Origin of the sequence: Nocardioides sp. J54 (genome assembly GCF_000519005.1) — a bacterium.
Taxonomy (GTDB): Bacteria; Actinomycetota; Actinomycetes; order Propionibacteriales; family Nocardioidaceae; genus Nocardioides.
This window is the reverse complement of record NZ_JAER01000016.1, coordinates 22,655-41,520: the sequence shown is the minus strand read 5'-3', so window position 1 is coordinate 41,520 and position 18,866 is coordinate 22,655. Positions and strand designations below refer to the sequence as shown.

The following is an 18,866-nucleotide window of genomic DNA, read 5'->3' as shown; positions in this document are numbered from 1 at the left end:
GGTGTCCGCGGCGTTCGCCGTTCCACGGGTCGTGCCCGGTGGGGCTCAGTGCTCCTCGGAGCCGTAGCCGCGGTCGTCGATGATGCCGACCCGGTAGAAGCTGAGCTTCCGGTTGGCGCCCTTGCCGCTGAGCTTCACCTTGCGCAGGGCCCGGTTGTTGCCGGTGTTCGACTCGACCAGGTTGCGGTTCGGGTTGCCCTCGACGGCGATGTAGTAGATGCCGTTGGGGAGGTTGTCGACCCGGAAGGCCTGGCCGGCGCGGAACTGCTCGTAGGTGTCGCCGGAGCCGGGGGAGAGGACCTCCCGCAGCGAGATCGACGACTGGTCGCCGCAGGAGGTGTGCAGGTCGGTGTTCTCGGGCTGCCAGTCCGCCCCGGGCACGGTGTAGTCCACCGCGTCGGTGTTGGCCAGGCAGAACGACTCCTTGCGCGAGACGACCACCTCGGTCTTGTCCGCGTTGAGCAGCGAGTACTTCGCGAAGTCCTTGAAGTGCCAGTGGTTGTGGCTGGGGGCCTTGTGCCAGATCATCGTGCCGACCTGGCGGTAGCCGGTCTGGTTGCCCTCGGAGTCGATGAAGTACTGGAAGGCGTCCATGACGTCCTGCGTCCCGCGCCGGAAGCCGTCGACGACCAGCGGGCCGTCACCGGCGTTCCACACCGTCGCCGAGAAGCGCAGGTACTTCTTGTTGGGCGACAGGCGCATGCTGAAGGCCGGCAGCGACCGGAGGTCCGGGACGGCGTCGGTCGGCGCGCCGGCCTGCTTCGCCCGCGGCTTCACCGCTGCGGGCCGCAGGCGCGTCGACGTCGTGCCGTGGTCGCGCCGGCCGTAGTAGTAGTAGTCGTCGTCACTGGGCCTGGTGACCACCAGCCGGTACTTGCGGCGGGCGTCGTCCGGGGCGATGCCGAGGGTGGAGACGTAGCGGTTGGCGATCCGGGCCGTCACGTCGTACCTGCCGCGGGGCAGGCGCAGCCGGCTCTCGCTGATGTCGATGTTGCTGATCCAGCCCTGCTGGATGCCCTGGACCGAGCCCTTGGTGAACGGGTTGGCGGGGCACCACATGGGGTATGGCGAGCGCAGCGGTGCGTCCGGGTGGCTGCGCTGGGTGTTCCACTGGTTCAGGCACACGTCGAGGCGCCGGGTGCGGACCAGCTCCCCGTCCTTGGCCCGCCGGATCTCGAGCACGATGAAGTTGTCGAGCGCGTCCCAGCGGTCGTTCGGGCCAGCCGGGATCTGCACCGGGCCGTTCGGCGACTGCCAGTACGTCTCGATCTGGTCGATCCACTTCGTGCGGTGGGCGCGGACCTCGAAGGCCTGGTCGCGGGCCACCAGGTTGAGGCCGATGTCGCCGTAGAGGAAACCGTCGTAGTTGCCGACCTCGACGACCGGGGCGCCGGTCAGGGCGACGGGCGACGAGGGTTCCTCGGCCGCGCGGGCCGGCCCGGGGGCGGCCGGCGCGGTGGGTGCGGTGAGCGTGGTGAGCGCGGTGAGCGTCGCGGTGGCGAGCGCGGCGACGGTCACGCCGGGTCGGAGCTTCACGGGTTGTTCCTCTCGGTCGGGTCGGGGGTCCCCCGCTGATCCTGACGCGCGCGGCCCCCATTTGGTTGCGAACGGGAGATGCCGCGTTGGAATCAGTAAGTCAATAGATATACCTTGCATTCATGGAAGATGTGCCGCGCCGCCCCGGTCCCGTGCCCCTGGTCGCGGTGCTCGCCGTCCTCGTCGTCGCCCTCGGCCTGCTCGCGGCGGTGCCGCCGGCGTCCGCCGAGCCCGAGGCGGCGCCGGCACAGGGGGAGGTGCCGCGTGCCCGGGCGCCGTGGACCCCCTACACCGGCATCACCTTCAACTGGCCGATCGGCACCCGGGCCGAGCGCACCGTCATCGCGCGGCGGATCAACGCCGCGATCGACCACACCCCGCGCGGCGAGACGATCCGGATCGCGACCTACAACCTCGGTCTCAAGGCCAGCGCCGACAAGCTGATCCGTGCCCACCGCCGCGGTGTGAGGGTCCAGGTCATCGTGAACGCCAACCTGGTCGGCCGGCTCGAGGCGAGGGTGCAGCGGGCGATCGGCAAGAACCCCGCCCGGACCAGCTTCCTCTACGTCTGCAAGCGGGCCTGCCGCAACAGCAGCCCCGGCGGCAACATGCACCTGAAGATCTACTCCTTCACCCGCACCGGCACCGCCAGGCGGCTGTTCATCAGCAGCTCGGCCAACCTCGCCGGACCAGCCGTGCACGGGCAGTGGAACGACTCGGTCGCCATCGCGGGCAACGACGGGCTGTTCACCGCGTGGTGGAAGCTGTTCGACGAGATGCGCCGGGACCGTGCCGCCTCTCCCCGGCGGGTGACCTTCTCCAGCGAGGAGGTCTCGGCCTTCTTCCAGCGGCCGGGCACCAGCACCCCGGGGCGCACCACCGTCGGCAGGGCGGTCACGGACGCGCCGTACCGCCGGCTGCAGGACGTCGGCTGCCGCGCGCCCGAGGGCTTCGGCAACGCCGCGGGCCGGACGGTCGTCACCGTCAACATGCGCGCCTGGTACGCCCGGCGGGGGGAGCGGCTCGCGGGCCTGCTCGCGCGGAAGAAGGGGAACGGCTGCCGGGTCCGCGTCATCGGCTCCCTGATGAGCAAGGAGGTCGTGCGGATCCTGAAGCGTGCGGGGATCCCCGTGAAGTCGGCCGACTGGGACTGGGGGCCGCGGACGTCGACCTCCGACCCGGACAAGATCGTCTACGGGCCCAGCTGCTACTCGCACCTCAAGTACGTCACGGTCAACGGCTCCTACCGCGGACGTGGCGACCGGCTGGTCTGGACCGGGTCCGAGAACTGGTCGCCGCCCGGGCTGGGCAGCGACGAGGTCACCCTGGAGCTGCACGGCGCCCTGGTCACCCGCGAGTACGACCGCATGTTCATGCGGATGTGGAAGAGCCCCCGGGCCACCCACCGCGTCGGTCCCGAGCCGACGTCCCGCCCCTGCGCCTGACGGGCGGCGCCGGCGCTCGGCGCCCTATCCTTGAGCCATGAGTGCCGAGGCCGCCGTACGTGAAGTCGCCCAGCGGGCGCGGGTCGCGAGCCGGGGGCTCGCCCTCGCGACGCGGGCGCAGAAGGACGCCACGCTGCACGCGATGGCCGACGCCCTGCTCGACCGCTCCCCGGAGGTCCTCGCGGCCAACGCCGAGGACGTCGCCCGGGCCGAGGCCGACGGCACCCCGGCCAACATCATCGACCGGCTGCGGCTCACCGACGAGCGCCTCGAGGGCATGGCCCAGGGCCTGCGCGACGTCGCCGGCCTCGCCGACCCCGTCGGCGAGGTGGTCCGCGGCAGCGTCCTGGCCAACGGCCTCGAGCTGCGCCAGGTCCGCGTGCCCTTCGGGGTCGTCGGGATGATCTACGAGGCCCGGCCCAACGTGACCGCCGACGCCGCCGGCATCTGCCTCAAGTCCGGCAACGCGGTCCTGCTGCGCGGCAGCTCCTCGGCGCGGTCCAGCAACGCCGCGATCGTGGCGGTGCTGCGCGATGCCGTGACCGCCTCGGGGCTGGAGGCCGACGTCGTCCAGCTGGTGCCCGGCGACTCCCACGACAGCGTCAGGGCGTTGATGCGGGCCCGCGGCCTCGTCGACGTCCTCATCCCGCGCGGTGGTGCCGGCCTGATCCAGTCGGTCGTCAACGACTCGACCGTGCCCGTCATCGAGACGGGCGTGGGCAACTGCCACGTCTACGTCGACCGGGCCGCCGACCTCGACAAGGCGCTCCCGATCGTCCTCAACGCCAAGACCCACCGCACCAGCGTCTGCAACGCGGCCGAGTCCCTGCTCGTGCACGCCGATGTCGCCGCGGAGTTCCTGCCGCGGGTCACCGCCGCCCTGCAGGAGGCCGGCGTCACCGTCCACGGCGACGACGCCTTCGGCGCCCTCGACGGTGTCGTGGCCGCGACCGACGACGACTGGGCCGTCGAGTACCTCTCGCTCGACATCGCCGCACGGGTCGTCCCCGACATCGACGCCGCCCTCGAGCACATCCGGACCTGGTCCAGCGGCCACACCGACGCCATCGTCACCGAGGACCAGGGAGCCGCCCGCCGGTTCGTCGCGGAGGTCGACTCCGCGGCGGTGCTGGTGAACGCCTCCACCCGGTTCACCGACGGCGGCGAGTTCGGGTTCGGCGCCGAGATCGGGATCAGCACCCAGAAGCTCCACGCGCGCGGTCCGATGGGCCTGCCGGAGATGACGTCGACCAAGTACGTCGTCATCGGCGACGGCCACGTCCGCTGACCCGTCCCGGCGCGCCGGGGGACTCAACGATAGGTTTCGCGGCATGGCAGGCTCACCGGACCGGATCTACGCCGATCCCTCCGTCGAAAGGCTCTTCACCGGAGCCACGATCATCACCTTCGTCCGCACCGCGATCACGCTCGCGATCGCTGTGTGGGCGGCGTACGACGAGAGCCTGGCGTGGATCGTCATCGGCCTGGTGACCTACTGGGTCGGTGACAGCATCGACGGCGAGTGGGCCCGGTGGCGCGACTGCGAGACCCGGATCGGCGCGGTCGTCGACATGATGTGCGACCGGCTCAGCTGCGGCGCGCTCTACGTCGGCCTGATCTGGCTCCAGCCGGGCGGCTGGATCGACACCGACCCGATGACCTGGATCGGCATCCCGATCGGGATCTACCTCTTCGAGTTCATCGTCATCGACATGTACCTGTCGCTGGCGTTCCTCGCCTGGCCGATCCGCAGCCCCAACTACTTCCACGTCGTCGACCGCCGCATCTACCTCTGGAACTGGTCGCGCGTCGGCAAGGCCGCCAACTCCGGCGCCTTCGCCGTGATCCTGCTCGTGAGCGGCTGGGTCTGGCTCGGCACGATCATCGCGGTCGGCCTGCTGGTGCTGAAGTGCGTCTCCCTGCGCTGGCTGCTCCAGCTCGGCGTCCCGGTGCCCGAGCACGCCCCGGTGCCCCAGCACGAGAGGGCTGCCTCGGGATGATCCTGTGGCTGACGACCTTCGCGTTCAGCCTCGCCTCCGCGCTGCTCCCGTTCCTCCCCATCGAGGTCTACATCGTCGGCGCCGCGGCCTCTGACCGCACCACCGCCGCCGCGATCGCCCTGGGCATCGCGGCCGGCGCCGGCGCCACCGTCGGCAAGGTCGTCGTCTACGAGGCCGCCCGTCGGGGCTCGGAGTCGCGGTGGGCCCAGAAGAAGCTCTCCGCCCCGAAGGTCAGGGCCACCTACGACAAGTGGATGGGCCGCATGCAGGGCCGGCCCTGGTACGGCGTCGCCGTCATGTTCCTCGCCGCGTCGGCCGGCCTGCCGCCGCTGCTCGCGATGGCCGCGCTCGCCGGCATCCTCAGGATGCCCCTGTGGGCCTTCATCCCGACCGTGCTGCTCGGCCGGACCATCCGGTTCACGTTCCTCTTCCTCGGCGTCGACGTCGCCATCCACTAGCGCCGGCCGTCGGTGCTGTCGGCTGGTGGGGCGCCACGTGTCGGACGCCGTCGGGGGACCGGATACGATGCCGCCATGCTCAGCCAGATCAGCCTCGCCGCCCTCACCGTCGCCAGCGCCGCGGAGGAGCACGGCGGTGAGCCCGCCGTGAACCCGTGGCTCGTCGGTGGCGGCGTGCTGGCCTTCCTCCTCTTCCTGCTGCTCGGCCTGGTCTGGTTCGGCGGCGGCCGAGAGCACAGCTGACGCACCGGTCGAAGGGACCGCAGTGCCAGGGGCCGACGGCCGCACCCGGATCGGGGTGATGGGCGGCACGTTCGACCCCATCCACCACGGCCACCTGGTGGCCGCCTCCGAGGTCCAGGGGTGGTTCGACCTCGACGAGGTCGTCTTCGTCCCCACCGGCCAGCCCTGGCAGAAGGCCGACCGCGAGGTCTCGCCCGCCGAGCACCGCTACCTGATGACGGTGATCGCCACCGCCGCGAACCCGCGGTTCACGGTCAGCCGCGTCGACATCGACCGGGCCGGACCGACGTACACCGTCGACACGCTGCGCGACCTGCGCACGGAGCGTCCGGACGCCGACCTGTACTTCATCACCGGCGCCGACGCGCTGACCGACATCTTCAGCTGGCGCGACGCCGACGACGTCTTCGACCTCGCCCACTTCGTGGGCTGCACGCGCCCCGGGGCGGACATGGACCCCGCGACGTTGGCGAAGATCCCGCACGACCGTGTGACCATGGTGGAGGTGCCGGCGCTGGCGATCTCGTCCACCGAGTGCCGTGAGCGGCAGCGGGCCGGCCAGCCGATCTGGTACCTCGTCCCGGACGGCGTCGTGCAGTACATCACCAAGCACGGGCTCTACCCGCCCACCACCGGAACGGAACCTGAATGACTGCCTCTGAGCACGCTGTCGAGCTGATCCGCGTCGCCGCGCTGGCCGCGTCCGACAAGCTCGCCACCGACCAGCTCGCGTTCGACGTCAGCGAGCAGCTCGCCATCACCGACGCCTTCCTGCTCGCCTCGGGCGCCAACGACCGCCAGGTCCGCGCCATCGTCGAGGAGGTCGAGGACAAGCTCCGCGAGGTCGGCGCCAAGCCGATCCGGCGCGAGGGCCACCGCGACGGCCGCTGGGTGCTGCTCGACTACGGCGACGTGGTGATCCACGTCCAGCACACCGAGGAGCGCGAGTTCTACGCCCTCGAGCGGCTGTGGCGCGACTGCCCGGTCATCGACCTGCCGGCCGAGGTCACCGGACCGCCGGCGCCGCCCGCGGAGTGACCGGCGGGGAGACGGGCGGGGTGACCGCGCGCCGCATCGTCCTGCTCCGGCACGGGCGCACGTCCTGGAACGCCACGCAGCGGGTGCAGGGCCAGCTCGACAGCGAGCTCGACGAGGTCGGCCTCGAGCAGGCCCGCGCCGTCGCGCCGGTCGTCGCCGCGATGGCGCCGGCGCTGGTGTGGACCAGCGACCTCGCCCGCGCCCGGGTGACCGCGGAGACGGTCGCCAAGGAGGCCGGCCTCGTGCCGACCCACGACGAGCGGCTGCGCGAGTTCCGCCTCGGCGAGCTGCAGGGGCTGACCCACGACGAGATCCGGGAGCGCGACCCGGAGGCCTTCGCCCGCTTCCGCAGCGGCGACTGGGAGGGCATCCCAGGGGCCGAGTCGCCGCAGGAGGTCGCCGACCGCTACGCCGCCTGCCTGCGCGACCTCGCCGCCGCGCTCGGCGAGGGGCAGTGCGGGGTCGCCGTCTCCCACGGTGCGGCGATCCGCACCGGCCTGGCCGCGTTCCTCGGGTGGCCGCTCAGCGTCGGCCAGGACCTGCGTGCGCTGGGCAACTGCGGTCGCGTCGTGCTCGAGCAGCGGGTCACCGGCGGGTGGGCTCTGGCGTCGTACAACGCCTGACCGGACGCCCGGGCGGAAAACCGGCCCCCCGATTTCACGTCGTGGGGAGAGTTGGCTAATATTCCTGTCCGTTGCCCCGCTTCGGCGGAGCAACGAGACCCACGGGGGTGTGGCGCAGCTGGTAGCGCACCTGCATGGCATGCAGGGGGTCAGGGGTTCGAGTCCCCTCACCTCCACCGGACCAGGAGGGCCGCGGAAGATCCGAGAGGATCAGACCGCGGCCCTTCTGTCATGTGGCGCGGCGCGCAGGTAGTCGTCACCCTGCCGGACGACCAGGCCGAGCTCGCAGAACTCGTCGAGCCAGCCCTGCATCGGCCACTCGCCCCACCGGTCGCGGAAGAGGCGGCCGTTGCGCAGGATGTCGTCGAGGTGCTCCACCGGGGGGGCGGCTGACCGGGTGGTGCTGGTGGTAGGCACGCGCGTCGCCCGTCCAGGCCATCCGGAGGCCGGCCGCGCCGGCGCGCCGGGCGAAGTCGGTGTCCTCGCCGCCGTACCCCACGTAGGCCTCGTCGAAGCCGTCGGTGCGTCGCCACGCCCGCGCCGACAGTGCGAAGGACAGCGACCAGAACAGGCGGAGGTCGCCGCCGTCGACGCGTTCACCGGTGGCCGGTGCCGGGCGGGCGCCGTGCGGGGCGTCCAGGGAAGCGAGGTCGTCGATCGGGTAGCCGCCTGGTTGTGGCGGGTCCAGGTAGGTGACCGGGCCGGCCCACAACCGGTCCGGCGCACCGGTGACCGCGGACCCGTAGCCGGCGACGAGGTCGGGCCCGGCGAGGCAGTCGACGTCGAGGCCGACGAGGACCTCGGCGCCCCGAGCCAGGGCGCGGGACATGCCCCGGTTGCGGGCCGCGGCCAGGGGGAGTGCACCGGGGTCGGCCGGCAGGTCGGCCACGTCGGCCGCGAGGCCGGTCTCGTGCTGCCCCTCGGCGAGCACGTCACGGACGGCCGGGTCCTGCATCGCGACCACGACCCAGGCTTCCGGGCGCCGCCGGCCGCGCGCCAGGGAGCGCTGCTGGTGGCGCAGGTGATCGTGACGGCCGTGCACGACCGTCACCACGGCGACCGTGCCGACGGCGCTCACGCCACCTGTCCCGGCTCCGTGCCGACCGCGTCGACCACTGCGGCGAACCGCTCTGCCGCACGACCGTCGCACCACGCCGTCCAGCGACCGCCACCGAGCCGGGCCGCTGCGTCGAGCCGGGCGGACCAGCCGTCGAGCGGGAGCTGCTCCTCGACGAGGACCGGCCAGCCCGCGTCGCGCAACGCCCGCGCGGTGGTGACCTGCTCGTCGTGCGGCCGCTGCTGGGGTACGACGACCGCGGGTCGCCGCAGCGCCGCGACCTCTGCGAGGGCGTTCTGCCCGGCGTGGGTCACCACGACGTCGGCCGACCGCAGCGCGGGGCGCGGGTCGTCGACCCAGCTGCCGGGACCGAGCACCGTCCACCGCCAGCCCGGGGTGGACCCGACCACGGTGTCGACCGCGGCGTCGTCGAGCGCGGTCCCGCCGGCACCCGCCAGCAGCACGGCCGAGCGTGGTGCCGCCTTGTCGGGTGCGGGGCAGGGCGGCTCCACGGGCGCCACCGGATCCACCGGGAACCGGGCCAGCGCCCCGACGGCACGCACGCGACGTCGTACCCGCTCCGGCAGGTCGGGCAGGAGGGCGTCGGTCATGCCCTCGGGCCAGAAGCCCACCACCTCGCTGGCGACGTCGAAGCCGAGCAGGTGGGCCGGGTCGGCGCGCCGCCCCGGCAGCACGGCCGTCACCACCGGCACCCCGTGCAACCGCGCCAGCAGGGCGACCTCGACCGAGACGTCGACGACGACCAGCCGCGGGCGCGCGCGGTCCAGCCACGTCGAGACCTGGTGCATCCGCCGGCTCAGCCCGGCGTCCGCGACGGGGACCCAGTGCAGCCGGCCTCCCGCGTCGGGGTCGGCCGGGGCGACGCCGCGGTCGTCGCGGTCGAGCACGACCCACTCGCCGCGGCGCGCGGCGGGCCGGGCCCGCCACTCGGCGGGCGGGGGCAGGGAGGACAGGAAGGTCACCGGCTCCGCCAGCTGGGCGGCGATCGCCAGCGCCCGGTGGAGGTGGCCGCGACCGTGGTGGTGGACGTAGTAGCCGATCATGCTGCGGCCTCCCGGCGGGCGAGGGCCGCGTACTGCGCCTCGTACTCACGGACCATCCGGTCGACCGAGAGGTGCCGGACGGCGTGGTCGCGGACCGCGGTGCGGTCGCGGGAGGCGGCGGTCCGGAGGGCCACGGCGCGTGCTGCCGTGTCACCCGCCGGTGCGAGGGCGCCGACCTCGTCGTGGACCAGCTCCGGGAGGGCGCCGCGGGCATAGGCGGCCACCGGCGTGCCGCAGGCCATGGCCTCGGCGGCGACGAGGCCGTAGGGCTCGTCCCACTGCGGGGTCACCGCCGCGACGGACGCCCGGCCGAGCAACCGCGCCAGGGCACGGTGGTCGAGGTGGCCCACGTGCACGGCGTCGCGACCCAGCCGCGGGGCGACGAGCTCGTCGAAGTAGTCGTCGTCCGGCGCCGGGCCGGCGAGGACGATGGGCAGGCCTGCCGCCCTGGCCGCGTCGATCGAGTCGTGCGGCGCCTTCTCCGGCACCAGTCGGCCGGTCCACACGGCGGGCCCGCCACCGGGCCCGAACGGCCAGGCCGCGGGGTCGACCCCGTTCAGGACCGGCACCGCCCGGACCACGTGCGACCACGCCTCGGCGGTCCGTCGGCTGACGGCGGTGAAGGCCGAGGTGCCGGGCGCGGCGGCGATGGCTGACTCCAGCCACGGCAGCGGGGGTGTGTGCAGCGTGGTCAGGACCGGCACCTCGAGCATCGGCGCCATCGCGACCGGGAGGTGGTGGAGGCTGTGGTTGTGCACGACGTCGAAGCGCGAGGTCGCCGACCGGCCAGGTCCAGCATCAAGGTGAGGTAGGCGTGGTGCTCCGCCATCCAGGTGCGCGACGGGGCGTTGACGTCCCGCTGCGCGACCTCGCTCGGCAGGAAGGCAGGAGCCTCGACGAGCGTGACGGGCAGGTCGGGGTCGCTGCCCGGCGCCGCGAACAGGGTGACGTCGTGGCCGCGGCCGGACAGGCGAAGGGCGAGCTGGTGGGTGAGCGCCTCGAGGCCGCCGGCGAAGGGCTCGCAGACCGGGTGCCGGCTGGACGCGATCAGGCAGACGCGCACGGCCTCACCCCAGGACCGAACCGTCGAGGACGGCGCGGTAGACCCGGTCGTGGGCGGCAGCGACCTCGTCCCTCTGTGCGCGGCGCTCGTCGACCGACGCGCCGAGGGCGGGCCGGAGGCCGTGGGCGCGGCGCAGGGCGACCGCGAGGGAGTCGGCGTCGTACGACGTCTCGTCGTGGTGGTACGACAGCACCGGGCCCTGGTCGGCGTAGAAGCCGCACGAGGGCGCGACCACGGTCGTGCCGAGGTCGCGGCACGCCTCCAGCCATCCGGAGTGCGTGCCGAAGCGGTAGGGGAGCACGGAGACGTCCAGCGACGAGAGGTAGGCCCAGAGCTGGTCGTCGCTGAGGTAGTCATGCACCCGCAGGTCCAGCTCCCCGCGGTCGGCTGCCGCGTGGAGGAACGCCGCCAGCTGCTCGTCGCGTCGCGCCCCGTCCTCGTCGAGGACGTCGCGGTGCGCGTTCACCTGGAGGACGGTGTCGGGCAGCTCGCGCACCACGGCCAGCAGCGTCGGCAGGATCGTCATCGGGGCCATGCTGGGACGCAGGCTCTTGACGTGCAGGCCCACGCGGAACGGTCCGCGAGGCGTGCGGGAACGACGGTCCTGGAGCGCCTGCATCCTGGCCAGGTCGACGACGTGCGGGTGCGGGACGACCGTCGCCCTCCGCCCCCAGCGACGACGCACCTGGTCTGCCGCTCCCCGGATGAGGGTGATCAGGGCGTCGGCCGAGGGCACCAGGACGTCCAGCTGGGCGTCGTGCTCCCCGGGCGACGCGTGGTGGGGTTGCGCAGGTCGTGCACCGTGTAGACGAGTGGCTTGCCTCGTCGGCGCAGCACGTCCACCAGCTCGGCGAGCTGTGCCGGGCTGCAGGCGTCGAAGCCGAAGTGCACGTGGAAGGCGTCGAAGTCGGCATCGGCCGCCCATGCGGGGTCGAGCATCACGGGCGGCCACCAGACCGCGCCCGCTGCCCGTGGGCCCCCTGAGGGGTCGGGGTCGGGGAGGCGCTGCGGGCCACCGCCGACCTCCGGCGAGAAGGGCCGGACGTACACGTGCCCCGACGGCACGGAGGCCACGCGGACCGGCGCAGGGACGACGACGGTCGGCCCGTCCGGTCGGGCGACCTGAGGGATGCGGAGGTGGGGCGTCGTCGGCACGCCCCTCGATACCCCGAGGTGCGCGGATCAGCCGCCGTGGCGGTCCGACGGGTCGCTGGGCGGGCTCGTCGGGTCGGGGTCGAGGCGCTCGGTGTCGTTGGAGACGTCCTCGTTGCGCCGACGGTCGGCCAGGAAGGCGAACGCCAGCCCACCGACGATGAAGATCGCGACGACGAGTCCGAGGAGGAGCCAGGCAGGTGACATGTCCATGCCGTGGAGGTACCCGTGCCGGCACCGGGCAGACCTCGACACGCCGTGTGAAATCTTGACTGATTCAAGATAAGTGGCAAGATGGAGCCATGACCCAGCCCGACTTCCAGCAGCAGCTGCGGGACGTCGCGCTCCGCGTCACCCGGCCGCGCCTGGCGGTCCTCGAGGCGGTGCACGCCCACCCGCACGCGGACACCGAGTCCGTGATCGCGGCGGCGCGCACCCTGCTCCCCGAGGTGTCCCACCAGGCCGTCTACGACTCGCTGCACACCCTCACCGAGGTGGGTCTGGTGCGCAGCATCAAGCCGGCCGGGTCGGTCGCGCGCTACGAGACGCGCACCGGCGACAACCACCACCACGTCGTGTGCCGCTCCTGCGGGTCGATCGCCGACGTGGACTGCGCCGTGGGGCACACGCCGTGCCTGACGGCGTCGGACTCCCACGGCTTCGTCGTCGACGAGGCCGAGGTCATCTATTGGGGCACTTGCCCCGAGTGTTCACACCGCCCCCAGTAAAGGTCCCGAAAGGATCCTGATGCCCGACAACACCGACCACACCGAGCCGCTCGTCACCGAGGGCCCGCACGACGCCGACCAGCCCGCCGGCAAGTGCCCGGTGATGCACGGTCTTGCGCACCCGACCCAGGGTTCGCCCAACCACCAGTGGTGGCCGAACAAGCTGAACCTCAAGATCCTCGCCAAGAACCCGGCGGTCGCGAACCCGCAGGGTGAGGACTTCGACTACAAGAGCGCGTTCCTCTCGCTCGACCTCGACGCCGTCAAGGCCGACATCAAGGCCACGCTGACCGACTCGAAGGACCTCTGGCCGGCCGACTTCGGCCACTACGGCCCGCTCTACGTCCGCATGGCGTGGCACTCCGCCGGCACCTACCGGGTCATGGACGGCCGCGGTGGCGGTGGCCACGGCCAGCAGCGCTTCGCGCCGACCAACTCCTGGCCGGACAACGGCAACCTGGACAAGGCGCGCCGCCTGCTCTGGCCGGTCAAGAAGAAGTACGGCAAGGCCCTCTCGTGGGGTGACCTGATGATCCTCGCCGGCAACGTCGCGCTCGAGGACATGGGCTTCCCGACCTTCGGCTTCGGCGGTGGCCGCCCCGACGTGTGGGAGGCCGACGACGACGTCTACTGGGGTCCCGAGACCGAGTGGCTCGACGACCAGCGCTACTCCGGTGAGCGTGACCTCGAGGACCCGCTCGCCGCGGTGCAGATGGGCCTGATCTACGTCAACCCCGAGGGCCCGAACGGCGTCCCGGACCCGCTGGCCTCCGCCGCGGACATCAAGGACACCTTCACCCGCATGGGCATGACCCACGAGGAGACGGTCGCCCTGATCGCCGGCGGCCACACCTTCGGCAAGACCCACGGCGCCGGCCCGGCCGACGCCGTCGGTCCCGAGCCGGAGGCCGCCCCGATCCAGGAGCAGGGCCTGGGCTGGAAGTCGTCGTACAAGTCCGGCAAGGGCATCGACGCCATCACCTCGGGCCTGGAGGTCACCTGGACCTACCACCCGACGCGCTGGGACAACGAGTTCTTCCACATCCTCTTCGCCTACGACTGGGAGCTCTTCGAGTCCCCGGCCGGTGCGAAGCAGTGGCGCCCCAGGAACAACGGCGGCGCCGACCTCGTCCCCGAGTCGTTCGGCGACGCCAAGCGCGAGCCGCGCATGCTGACCTCCGACATCGCGCTGCGCGAGGACCCGGAGTTCCGCGAGATCTCGCTGCGGTTCAAGGAGGACCAGGCCGCGTTCACCGACGCGTTCGCCCGCGCCTGGTTCAAGCTGACCCACCGCGACATGGGCCCGAAGGCGCGCTACCTCGGTCCCGAGGTCCCCGAGGAGGACTTCGTCTGGCAGGACCCGATCCCGGCCGGCACCCCGCTGACCGACGACCAGGTCGCCCAGCTGAAGGCCGCCATTGCCGACTCCGACCTGACCGTGTCGCAGCTCGTCTCGACCGCGTGGGCCTCGGCCTCGACCTTCCGCAGCTCCGACAAGCGCGGTGGTGCCAACGGCGCCCGCATCGCCCTGGAGCCGCAGAAGTCGTGGGCGATCAACCGTCCGGCCGAGCTGTCCGCGATCCTCGCCACGCTGCAGGAGATCGCCACGGCGCACGGTGCCTCCCTCGCCGACACCATCGTCATCGGTGGCTCGGTCGGCATCGAGAAGGCCGCTGCTGCGGGTGGCGTCGACATCAAGGTCACCACGACCACCGGCCGCGGTGACGCGACGCAGGAGCAGACCGACGTCGACCTCTTCAGCCACCTCGAGCCGAAGGCCGACGGCTTCCGCAACTACCTGCCGAAGTCCACGAAGTTCCCGGAGGAGTACCTCCTCATCGACCGCGCCAACCTGCTCGGTGTCAGCGCCCCGGAGATGACCGTCCTCGTCGCCGGCCTCCGCGTGCTCGGCACCAACTGGGACGGCTCGGACCTCGGTGTCTTCACCGACCGCCCGGGCGTGCTGACCAACGACTTCCTGGTCAACCTGCTCGAGCTCGGCACCACGTGGACCCCGACCGACGAGACCGAGAAGGTCTTCACCGGCGTCACCGAGGACGGCAAGACCTGGACCGGCACCCGCAACGACCTGATCTTCGGCTCGAACTCCGAGCTGCGGGCCGTCGCGGAGGTCTACGCCAGCGACGACGCGAAGGAGAAGTTCGTCAACGACTTCGTCGCCGCCTGGGTGAAGGTCATGGACGCCGACCGGTTCGACCTGCGCTGACCGTCACGTCCTACTGAGCCCGACCACGGAGGCCGCCCGGCGACGGGCGGCCTCCGTGCCTTTTCACCGGGCCCACGGCAGGATGGCGGCATGACCGACGCAGGCGGCGACGCCATCACCTACGTGCACGCGCCCGAGCAGCACCGCTACGAGGTCCGCGACGGTGAGGACGTCGTCGGGTTCGCGCAGTACCGGCTGCCCGACGACGAGCACGTCGACTTCGTGCACACCGAGGTGGACGACGCGTACGGCGGCCGGGGCCTCGCCGGTGCGGTCGTCGAGTTCGCGCTCGCCGACGTGCGGGACCGGGGCAAGCGGGTCATCGCCCACTGCCCCTACGTCGCACGGTGGCTGACCAAGCACCCCGAGTACGACGACGTCACCGACCCGGGGCGATGAGCGAGGCCACCGGCCGGCGACGGCACGTCTTCCTCGACAAGGCCCAGCCGGCGACGTACCGCGCAGCCGCGGGGCTCGCCGAGGAGGTCGGTGCTGCCGCGGAGGCCGCCGGCGTCGACCGCCGCCTCGTCGAGCTGGTCAACATGCGGGTCTCCCAGGTCAACGGCTGCGCCTACTGCCTCGACCTGCACCGCAAGCGCGCCATCGAGGCGGGGGAGAGCGATCGTCGCCTCGCCGTGCTGGCGGCGTGGGAGGACACCGACCTGTTCTCCGAGCAGGAGCAGGCCGCGCTGCAGCTGGCCGAGTCGATCACCCGGCTGCCCGAGGAGGCCGAGCGTCGCTACGCCGAGGACGAGGCCCGCGCGGTGCTCGGCGACGAGGCGTTCGCAGCGGTCGCGTGGGTCGCGGTGACCATGAACGCCTTCAACCGGATCTCGATCACCAGCCACCACCCGGTCCGCTAGCCGTCAGGTGGCCAGGAGCCGGACGACGCCGACGAGCGCGCCGGCCGCGATGAACCACGCGCTGTTGAGGCGGGTGCGCCACAGCAGGACCACGGTCGCGACGGCCAGCCCCATGGTCAGCGGGTCGACCAGCGCCGAGCGTCCCAGCTCCAGCGAGACACCGGCCATGAGGGCCAGCGCGGTCGCGTTCACCCCGTCGAGCAGCGCCGAGGTCCACGCCCGCGAGCGCAGCCAGGTGGCCAGCCGGGTCAGCAGCGCGACGAACACGAACGACGGCAGGAAGATCGCCACCGTCGCCAGCACCGCGCCGGGCAACCCGGCCACCACGTAGCCGAGGAAGGTCGCGGTGGTGAACACCGGACCGGGGGTGACCTGGCCGACCGATGCGGCGTCGAGGACCTGCTGGTGGCTCACCCAGCCGAGCCGGTCGACGAAGTCGCCCTCGAGGAAGGCGAGGATCACGTAGCCGCTGCCGTAGAGCACCGCGCCGATCTTGAGCATGGTCAGGAACAGCTGGGCCAGCTGGCTGCCGGTGGGGTCGGTGAACACCGGCGTGCCCGCGAGGAGGGGGAGGACGAGCGCGTGCTGCCGGTCCGCCGCCGAGCGCAGGCCGTGGGCGAGCACCGCGACGACGGCGCCGGCGGCGAGCACCACGAGCTCGTTCGCGCCGAGCAGGTACGCCGCCAGTGCCGCGCCGGCCAGCACGACCAGCCACGGTGAGGCGAGCACGGTCCGGCCGAGGCCGGCCAGCGCCCAGGCGATGATGCCGACCACGACCGGCACCACGCCGTAGAGGAGCCCGTCGACGGCCGGCGTGCCGCCGTACTCGACGTAGGCCCAGGCCAGGCCCGTCACCATCAGCGCCGCCGGGAGGATGAACGCCGCCCCGGCGAGCAGCAGCCCCCGCCACCCGGCGCGCTCGTGGCCGAGGTGGATCGCCAGCTCGGTCGAGTTCGGGCCCGGGACCAGGTTCGTCGCGCCCATCAGGTCGGCGAACCGCTGGTCGCTGACCCACTCCCGGCGCCGGACCAGCTCCTCGCGCATCAGCGCGACGTGCGCCGCCGGCCCGCCGAACGCGATCGTCCCCAGCCGGAGGAAGAGACCGCCGACCTCTCGCGCGGAGCCGGGTCGGGGAGCCACGGACGCCATCATGCCGGGTGGACCCGCTGGACCCACGCGAGCCACGCAGCCTTCACCGGCCCGCCACCGAGGGTCCGACGAGGGTTCACCGGGCGCTGGTCGGCTCGACCCATGACCTCCGTGCACCCCGGCAACCGTCCGCAGCTCACCCTCGTCGGGCAGGGCACCCGCCACGGCTCCCGGTCCTGGCTGACCTGCCTGCACCGGTGCGGCAACGCGTGCGACCAGCCCGAGCCGAACCCCACCGACCACGGCCACGTCCGTGACGAGATCGCCCGTGCCGTCGGCCGGCGCAGCGTGCTGCGCGGCGGCACGCTGTCGGCCGGCGCGCTGCTCGTCGGCGGCGTCGTCGCGACCGGTGGCGCCGCTGCGGCCGCCCCGGGGCGTCCGGGGCACCCCGGCGGACCCGGCCGACCGCCCGGACCCGGCGCGCGGGACGGTTCCCTCGCGCGGGCGGCGTTCGTCCCGGTCGAGCCCAACCGGCGCGACGCCTTCACGACCGCTCGCGGGTTCGGGCACCGGGTCGTGGTCGGGTGGGGCGACCCGGTGGTGAAGGGGGCGCCTGGCTTCGACCCCTTCGCCCAGTCGGTCGCGGCCGCCCGACGGCAGTTCGGCTACAACTGCGACTACGTCGGCCTGCTGCCGCTGGACGACCACCGCGCCCTGCTCGTGGTCAACCACGAGTACACCGACGAGAACCTCATGTTCCCCGCCGGCGCGTACGACGGCGACGAGGTGAAGCGGATCGCGATCGCCAACCACGGCATGTCCGTCGTGGAGGTCCACCGCGCCGGGCGGCCCGGCTCCTGGCGCCGCGCGCCGGTGGGCCGGGCCCGCCACAACCGGCGCATCCACGACGCCACCCGGTTCGAGCTCACCGGGCCGGTGGCCGGCGACCGGCGGGTCCGGACCTCCGTCGACCCTGCCGGCCGCTGGGTCCTCGGCACCTTCAACAACTGCGCCGGCGGCACCACGCCGTGGGGGACCGTCCTGTCGGGTGAGGAGAACGTCAACCAGTACTTCGACGCGGGCGCCGGCCCCGACCCGCGCTACGCAGTGGAGTACGCCCGCTACGGCATCACCGGCGCCGGGAAGGGCTGGAGCAGCGTCGACCCGCGCTTCGACCTGTCCCGCGAGCCGCACGAGCCGCACCGCTTCGGCTGGGTCGTCGAGGTCGACCCCTTCGACCCGACATCGACGCCGCGCAAGCACACGATGCTCGGCCGGTTCAAGCACGAGGGAGCGAACGTCGTCATCGCCGCGGACGGCCGGGCCGTGGCCTACATGGGGGACGACGAGCGCGGTGACTACCTCTACAAGTTCGTGTCGGCCGGCACCTACGACCCCGCCGGCTCCGCTGCCGCCCGCCGCCGCAACCTGCGCCTGCTCACGGAGGGCACGCTCTACGTCGCCCGGCTGGTCGGCGACGGCACCGACGACGGGGAGCACGACGGCAGCGGCACCTGGGTCCCGCTGACGAGCCACCGTCGGTCGTACGTGCCCGGGATGTCGGTCCAGGACGTGTTGCTCTTCACCCGGCTCGCCGCCGACCGGGTCGGACCGACCAGGATGGACCGGCCCGAGGACGTCGAGCCGAATCCGGTCAACGGCAAGGTGTACGCCGCGCTGACGAACAACTCGGCGCGTGGCGGTGCGGCGCTACCGGTCGACGAGGCGAACCCGGTCGGCTCCTCCCGGGTCCGCGCCGGGCTCGGCGCGCCGCTGACGACCGCGAGCGGCAACCGCAACGGCTACGTCCTCGAGCTGACGCCCGACCGCGGCGACCACGCGGCGACGACCTTCACCTGGGACCTGTTCCTCGTCTGCGGTGACCCGTCCGCCCCGGAGACCTGGTTCGGTGGCTTCGACAAGTCCCGGGTCAGCCCGATCAGCTGCCCCGACAACGTCGCGTTCGACGGCGCCGGGAACCTGTGGATCTCCACCGACGGCAATGCGCTGGGCAGCAACGACGGGGTGTTCCGGGTCCCGGTCGAGGGCCCGGAGCGCGGCCGGGTGCAGCAGTTCTGCACCGTCCCCAAGGGGGCGGAGGCCTGCGGTCCGCTGGTCGCGGACCACGACCGGTCCCTCTTCGTCGCGGTGCAGCACCCCGGCGAGGTCGACGGCGCGACCTTCGAGCAGCCGGCGAGCACCTGGCCGCACGACGGGGCGTTCCCGCGGCCGTCGGTGGTGGTCGCCTACCCGGAGCACCGCCCCTGGTCGTGACCCGGT

Annotated in this window: 22 protein-coding genes and 1 tRNA gene; 14 read left to right on the top strand and 9 right to left on the bottom strand. The window is 72.8% G+C overall.

The window, feature by feature from the left end; genetic code table 11:
- Nucleotides 1-45: 45 nt before the first annotated feature.
- Nucleotides 46-1,536, bottom strand: coding sequence for a lysyl oxidase family protein (locus NOCJ54_RS25590; RefSeq protein ID WP_051485802.1), 1,491 nt, complete (start codon nucleotides 1,534-1,536; stop codon nucleotides 46-48).
- Nucleotides 1,537-1,658: 122 nt separating this feature from the next.
- Between NOCJ54_RS25590 and NOCJ54_RS0112680 the strand changes: the two genes are divergently transcribed.
- From NOCJ54_RS0112680 to NOCJ54_RS0112640, 9 genes are all read left to right on the top strand, one after another.
- Nucleotides 1,659-2,981: a phospholipase D-like domain-containing protein gene (locus NOCJ54_RS0112680; RefSeq protein ID WP_084255145.1), complete on the top strand. Its 1,323-nt coding sequence runs from the start codon at nucleotides 1,659-1,661 to the stop codon at nucleotides 2,979-2,981.
- Between the two features lie 37 nt (nucleotides 2,982-3,018).
- Entirely contained in the window at nucleotides 3,019-4,269 is a 1,251-nt protein-coding gene (locus tag NOCJ54_RS0112675) for a glutamate-5-semialdehyde dehydrogenase (RefSeq protein ID WP_028655794.1), read from the top strand.
- Nucleotides 4,270-4,312: 43 nt separating this feature from the next.
- Nucleotides 4,313-4,981, top strand: a complete 669-nt coding sequence (locus NOCJ54_RS25585) for a CDP-alcohol phosphatidyltransferase family protein (RefSeq protein WP_051485801.1) — start codon at nucleotides 4,313-4,315, stop codon at nucleotides 4,979-4,981.
- On the top strand, nucleotides 4,978-5,439 hold the full coding sequence (locus tag NOCJ54_RS28310) for a VTT domain-containing protein (RefSeq protein ID WP_051485800.1): 462 nt from the start codon (nucleotides 4,978-4,980) through the stop codon (nucleotides 5,437-5,439). Before NOCJ54_RS25585 ends, NOCJ54_RS28310 begins: the two co-directional genes overlap by 4 nt.
- Nucleotides 5,440-5,514: 75 nt before the next feature.
- Nucleotides 5,515-5,682: a hypothetical protein gene (locus NOCJ54_RS29915; RefSeq protein ID WP_198020208.1), complete on the top strand. Its 168-nt coding sequence runs from the start codon at nucleotides 5,515-5,517 to the stop codon at nucleotides 5,680-5,682.
- A 58-nt stretch (nucleotides 5,683-5,740) separates the two neighbouring features.
- Nucleotides 5,741-6,334, top strand: a complete 594-nt coding sequence (gene nadD / locus NOCJ54_RS0112655) for a nicotinate-nucleotide adenylyltransferase (RefSeq protein WP_028655793.1) — start codon at nucleotides 5,741-5,743, stop codon at nucleotides 6,332-6,334.
- Nucleotides 6,331-6,720, top strand: a complete 390-nt coding sequence (rsfS, locus tag NOCJ54_RS0112650) for a ribosome silencing factor (RefSeq protein ID WP_028655792.1) — start codon at nucleotides 6,331-6,333, stop codon at nucleotides 6,718-6,720. Before nadD ends, rsfS begins: the two co-directional genes overlap by 4 nt.
- 20 nt (nucleotides 6,721-6,740) lie before the next feature.
- Nucleotides 6,741-7,343, top strand: coding sequence for a histidine phosphatase family protein (locus NOCJ54_RS25575; RefSeq protein WP_036517838.1), 603 nt, complete (start codon nucleotides 6,741-6,743; stop codon nucleotides 7,341-7,343).
- A 103-nt stretch (nucleotides 7,344-7,446) separates the two neighbouring features.
- Nucleotides 7,447-7,519, top strand: a tRNA-Ala gene (locus NOCJ54_RS0112640).
- 80 nt (nucleotides 7,520-7,599) lie between these two features.
- Here the strand turns inward: NOCJ54_RS0112640 and NOCJ54_RS25570 are convergent.
- The 7 genes from NOCJ54_RS25570 to NOCJ54_RS0112615 are packed head-to-tail and all read right to left on the bottom strand — an operon-like array spanning nucleotide 7,600 to nucleotide 11,892.
- Nucleotides 7,600-8,421: a glycosyltransferase family 2 protein gene (locus NOCJ54_RS25570; protein WP_198020207.1), complete on the bottom strand. Its 822-nt coding sequence runs from the start codon at nucleotides 8,419-8,421 to the stop codon at nucleotides 7,600-7,602.
- Entirely contained in the window at nucleotides 8,418-9,464 is a 1,047-nt protein-coding gene (locus tag NOCJ54_RS0112630; protein ID WP_028655791.1) for a glycosyltransferase, read from the bottom strand. Before NOCJ54_RS0112630 ends, NOCJ54_RS25570 begins: the two co-directional genes overlap by 4 nt.
- Complete coding sequence (locus tag NOCJ54_RS29910) at nucleotides 9,461-10,222, bottom strand: glycosyltransferase (protein ID WP_198020206.1); 762 nt, start codon at nucleotides 10,220-10,222, stop codon at nucleotides 9,461-9,463. Before NOCJ54_RS29910 ends, NOCJ54_RS0112630 begins: the two co-directional genes overlap by 4 nt.
- Complete coding sequence (locus NOCJ54_RS29905; RefSeq protein ID WP_198020205.1) at nucleotides 10,156-10,527, bottom strand: hypothetical protein; 372 nt, start codon at nucleotides 10,525-10,527, stop codon at nucleotides 10,156-10,158. The genes NOCJ54_RS29910 and NOCJ54_RS29905 overlap by 67 nt, the downstream gene beginning before the upstream one ends.
- A 4-nt stretch (nucleotides 10,528-10,531) precedes the next feature.
- Nucleotides 10,532-11,263, bottom strand: a complete 732-nt coding sequence (locus NOCJ54_RS29900) for a hypothetical protein (RefSeq protein ID WP_198020204.1) — start codon at nucleotides 11,261-11,263, stop codon at nucleotides 10,532-10,534.
- Nucleotides 11,242-11,682, bottom strand: a complete 441-nt coding sequence (locus NOCJ54_RS29470; protein ID WP_157514889.1) for a hypothetical protein — start codon at nucleotides 11,680-11,682, stop codon at nucleotides 11,242-11,244. The genes NOCJ54_RS29900 and NOCJ54_RS29470 overlap by 22 nt, the downstream gene beginning before the upstream one ends.
- Nucleotides 11,683-11,709: 27 nt before the next feature.
- On the bottom strand, nucleotides 11,710-11,892 hold the full coding sequence (locus NOCJ54_RS0112615; protein ID WP_028655790.1) for a hypothetical protein: 183 nt from the start codon (nucleotides 11,890-11,892) through the stop codon (nucleotides 11,710-11,712).
- An 89-nt stretch (nucleotides 11,893-11,981) separates the two neighbouring features.
- Between NOCJ54_RS0112615 and NOCJ54_RS0112610 the strand changes: the two genes are divergently transcribed.
- The 4 genes from NOCJ54_RS0112610 (at nucleotide 11,982) to NOCJ54_RS0112595 (ending at nucleotide 15,497) form a co-directional block, all read left to right on the top strand.
- Nucleotides 11,982-12,407 carry a Fur family transcriptional regulator gene (locus tag NOCJ54_RS0112610; RefSeq protein ID WP_028655789.1) on the top strand — a complete coding sequence of 142 codons (426 nt, stop codon included), beginning with the start codon at nucleotides 11,982-11,984 and terminating at the stop codon, nucleotides 12,405-12,407.
- Nucleotides 12,408-12,426: 19 nt separating this feature from the next.
- Nucleotides 12,427-14,634 carry a catalase/peroxidase HPI gene (katG, locus tag NOCJ54_RS0112605; RefSeq protein ID WP_028655788.1) on the top strand — a complete coding sequence of 736 codons (2,208 nt, stop codon included), beginning with the start codon at nucleotides 12,427-12,429 and terminating at the stop codon, nucleotides 14,632-14,634.
- Nucleotides 14,635-14,724: 90 nt separating this feature from the next.
- Nucleotides 14,725-15,033, top strand: a complete 309-nt coding sequence (locus NOCJ54_RS0112600; protein ID WP_028655787.1) for a GNAT family N-acetyltransferase — start codon at nucleotides 14,725-14,727, stop codon at nucleotides 15,031-15,033.
- Complete coding sequence (locus NOCJ54_RS0112595; RefSeq protein ID WP_028655786.1) at nucleotides 15,030-15,497, top strand: carboxymuconolactone decarboxylase family protein; 468 nt, start codon at nucleotides 15,030-15,032, stop codon at nucleotides 15,495-15,497. The genes NOCJ54_RS0112600 and NOCJ54_RS0112595 overlap by 4 nt, the downstream gene beginning before the upstream one ends.
- Nucleotides 15,498-15,500: 3 nt before the next feature.
- Here NOCJ54_RS0112595 and chrA read toward each other — a convergent pair whose 3' ends face one another.
- On the bottom strand, nucleotides 15,501-16,637 hold the full coding sequence (chrA, locus tag NOCJ54_RS0112590; protein WP_232221772.1) for a chromate efflux transporter: 1,137 nt from the start codon (nucleotides 16,635-16,637) through the stop codon (nucleotides 15,501-15,503).
- Between the two features lie 111 nt (nucleotides 16,638-16,748).
- Between chrA and NOCJ54_RS0112585 the strand changes: the two genes are divergently transcribed.
- On the top strand, nucleotides 16,749-18,860 hold the full coding sequence (locus NOCJ54_RS0112585; RefSeq protein ID WP_036517813.1) for a PhoX family protein: 2,112 nt from the start codon (nucleotides 16,749-16,751) through the stop codon (nucleotides 18,858-18,860).
- The last annotated feature ends 6 nt before the right edge of the window (nucleotides 18,861-18,866 follow it).

Bases quoted from the DNA above. Each gene is read 5' to 3' on its own strand.
- NOCJ54_RS25585 (WP_051485801.1), top strand. From the start codon at position 4,313: ATGGCAGGCTCACCGGACCGGATCTACGCCGATCCCTCCGTCGAAAGG.
- NOCJ54_RS0112595 (WP_028655786.1), top strand. From the start codon at position 15,030: ATGAGCGAGGCCACCGGCCGGCGACGGCACGTCTTCCTCGACAAGGCC.
- NOCJ54_RS28310 (WP_051485800.1), top strand. From the start codon at position 4,978: ATGATCCTGTGGCTGACGACCTTCGCGTTCAGCCTCGCCTCCGCGCTG.
- NOCJ54_RS0112600 (WP_028655787.1), top strand. From the start codon at position 14,725: ATGACCGACGCAGGCGGCGACGCCATCACCTACGTGCACGCGCCCGAG.
- nadD (WP_028655793.1), top strand. From the start codon at position 5,741: ATGGGCGGCACGTTCGACCCCATCCACCACGGCCACCTGGTGGCCGCC.
- NOCJ54_RS0112680 (WP_084255145.1), top strand. From the start codon at position 1,659: ATGGAAGATGTGCCGCGCCGCCCCGGTCCCGTGCCCCTGGTCGCGGTG.
- NOCJ54_RS0112610 (WP_028655789.1), top strand. From the start codon at position 11,982: ATGACCCAGCCCGACTTCCAGCAGCAGCTGCGGGACGTCGCGCTCCGC.
- NOCJ54_RS29915 (WP_198020208.1), top strand. From the start codon at position 5,515: ATGCTCAGCCAGATCAGCCTCGCCGCCCTCACCGTCGCCAGCGCCGCG.
- rsfS (WP_028655792.1), top strand. From the start codon at position 6,331: ATGACTGCCTCTGAGCACGCTGTCGAGCTGATCCGCGTCGCCGCGCTG.
- NOCJ54_RS0112615 (WP_028655790.1), bottom strand. From the start codon at position 11,892: ATGGACATGTCACCTGCCTGGCTCCTCCTCGGACTCGTCGTCGCGATC.
- NOCJ54_RS0112585 (WP_036517813.1), top strand. From the start codon at position 16,749: ATGACCTCCGTGCACCCCGGCAACCGTCCGCAGCTCACCCTCGTCGGG.
- NOCJ54_RS0112630 (WP_028655791.1), bottom strand. From the start codon at position 9,464: ATGATCGGCTACTACGTCCACCACCACGGTCGCGGCCACCTCCACCGG.
- NOCJ54_RS0112675 (WP_028655794.1), top strand. From the start codon at position 3,019: ATGAGTGCCGAGGCCGCCGTACGTGAAGTCGCCCAGCGGGCGCGGGTC.
- katG (WP_028655788.1), top strand. From the start codon at position 12,427: ATGCCCGACAACACCGACCACACCGAGCCGCTCGTCACCGAGGGCCCG.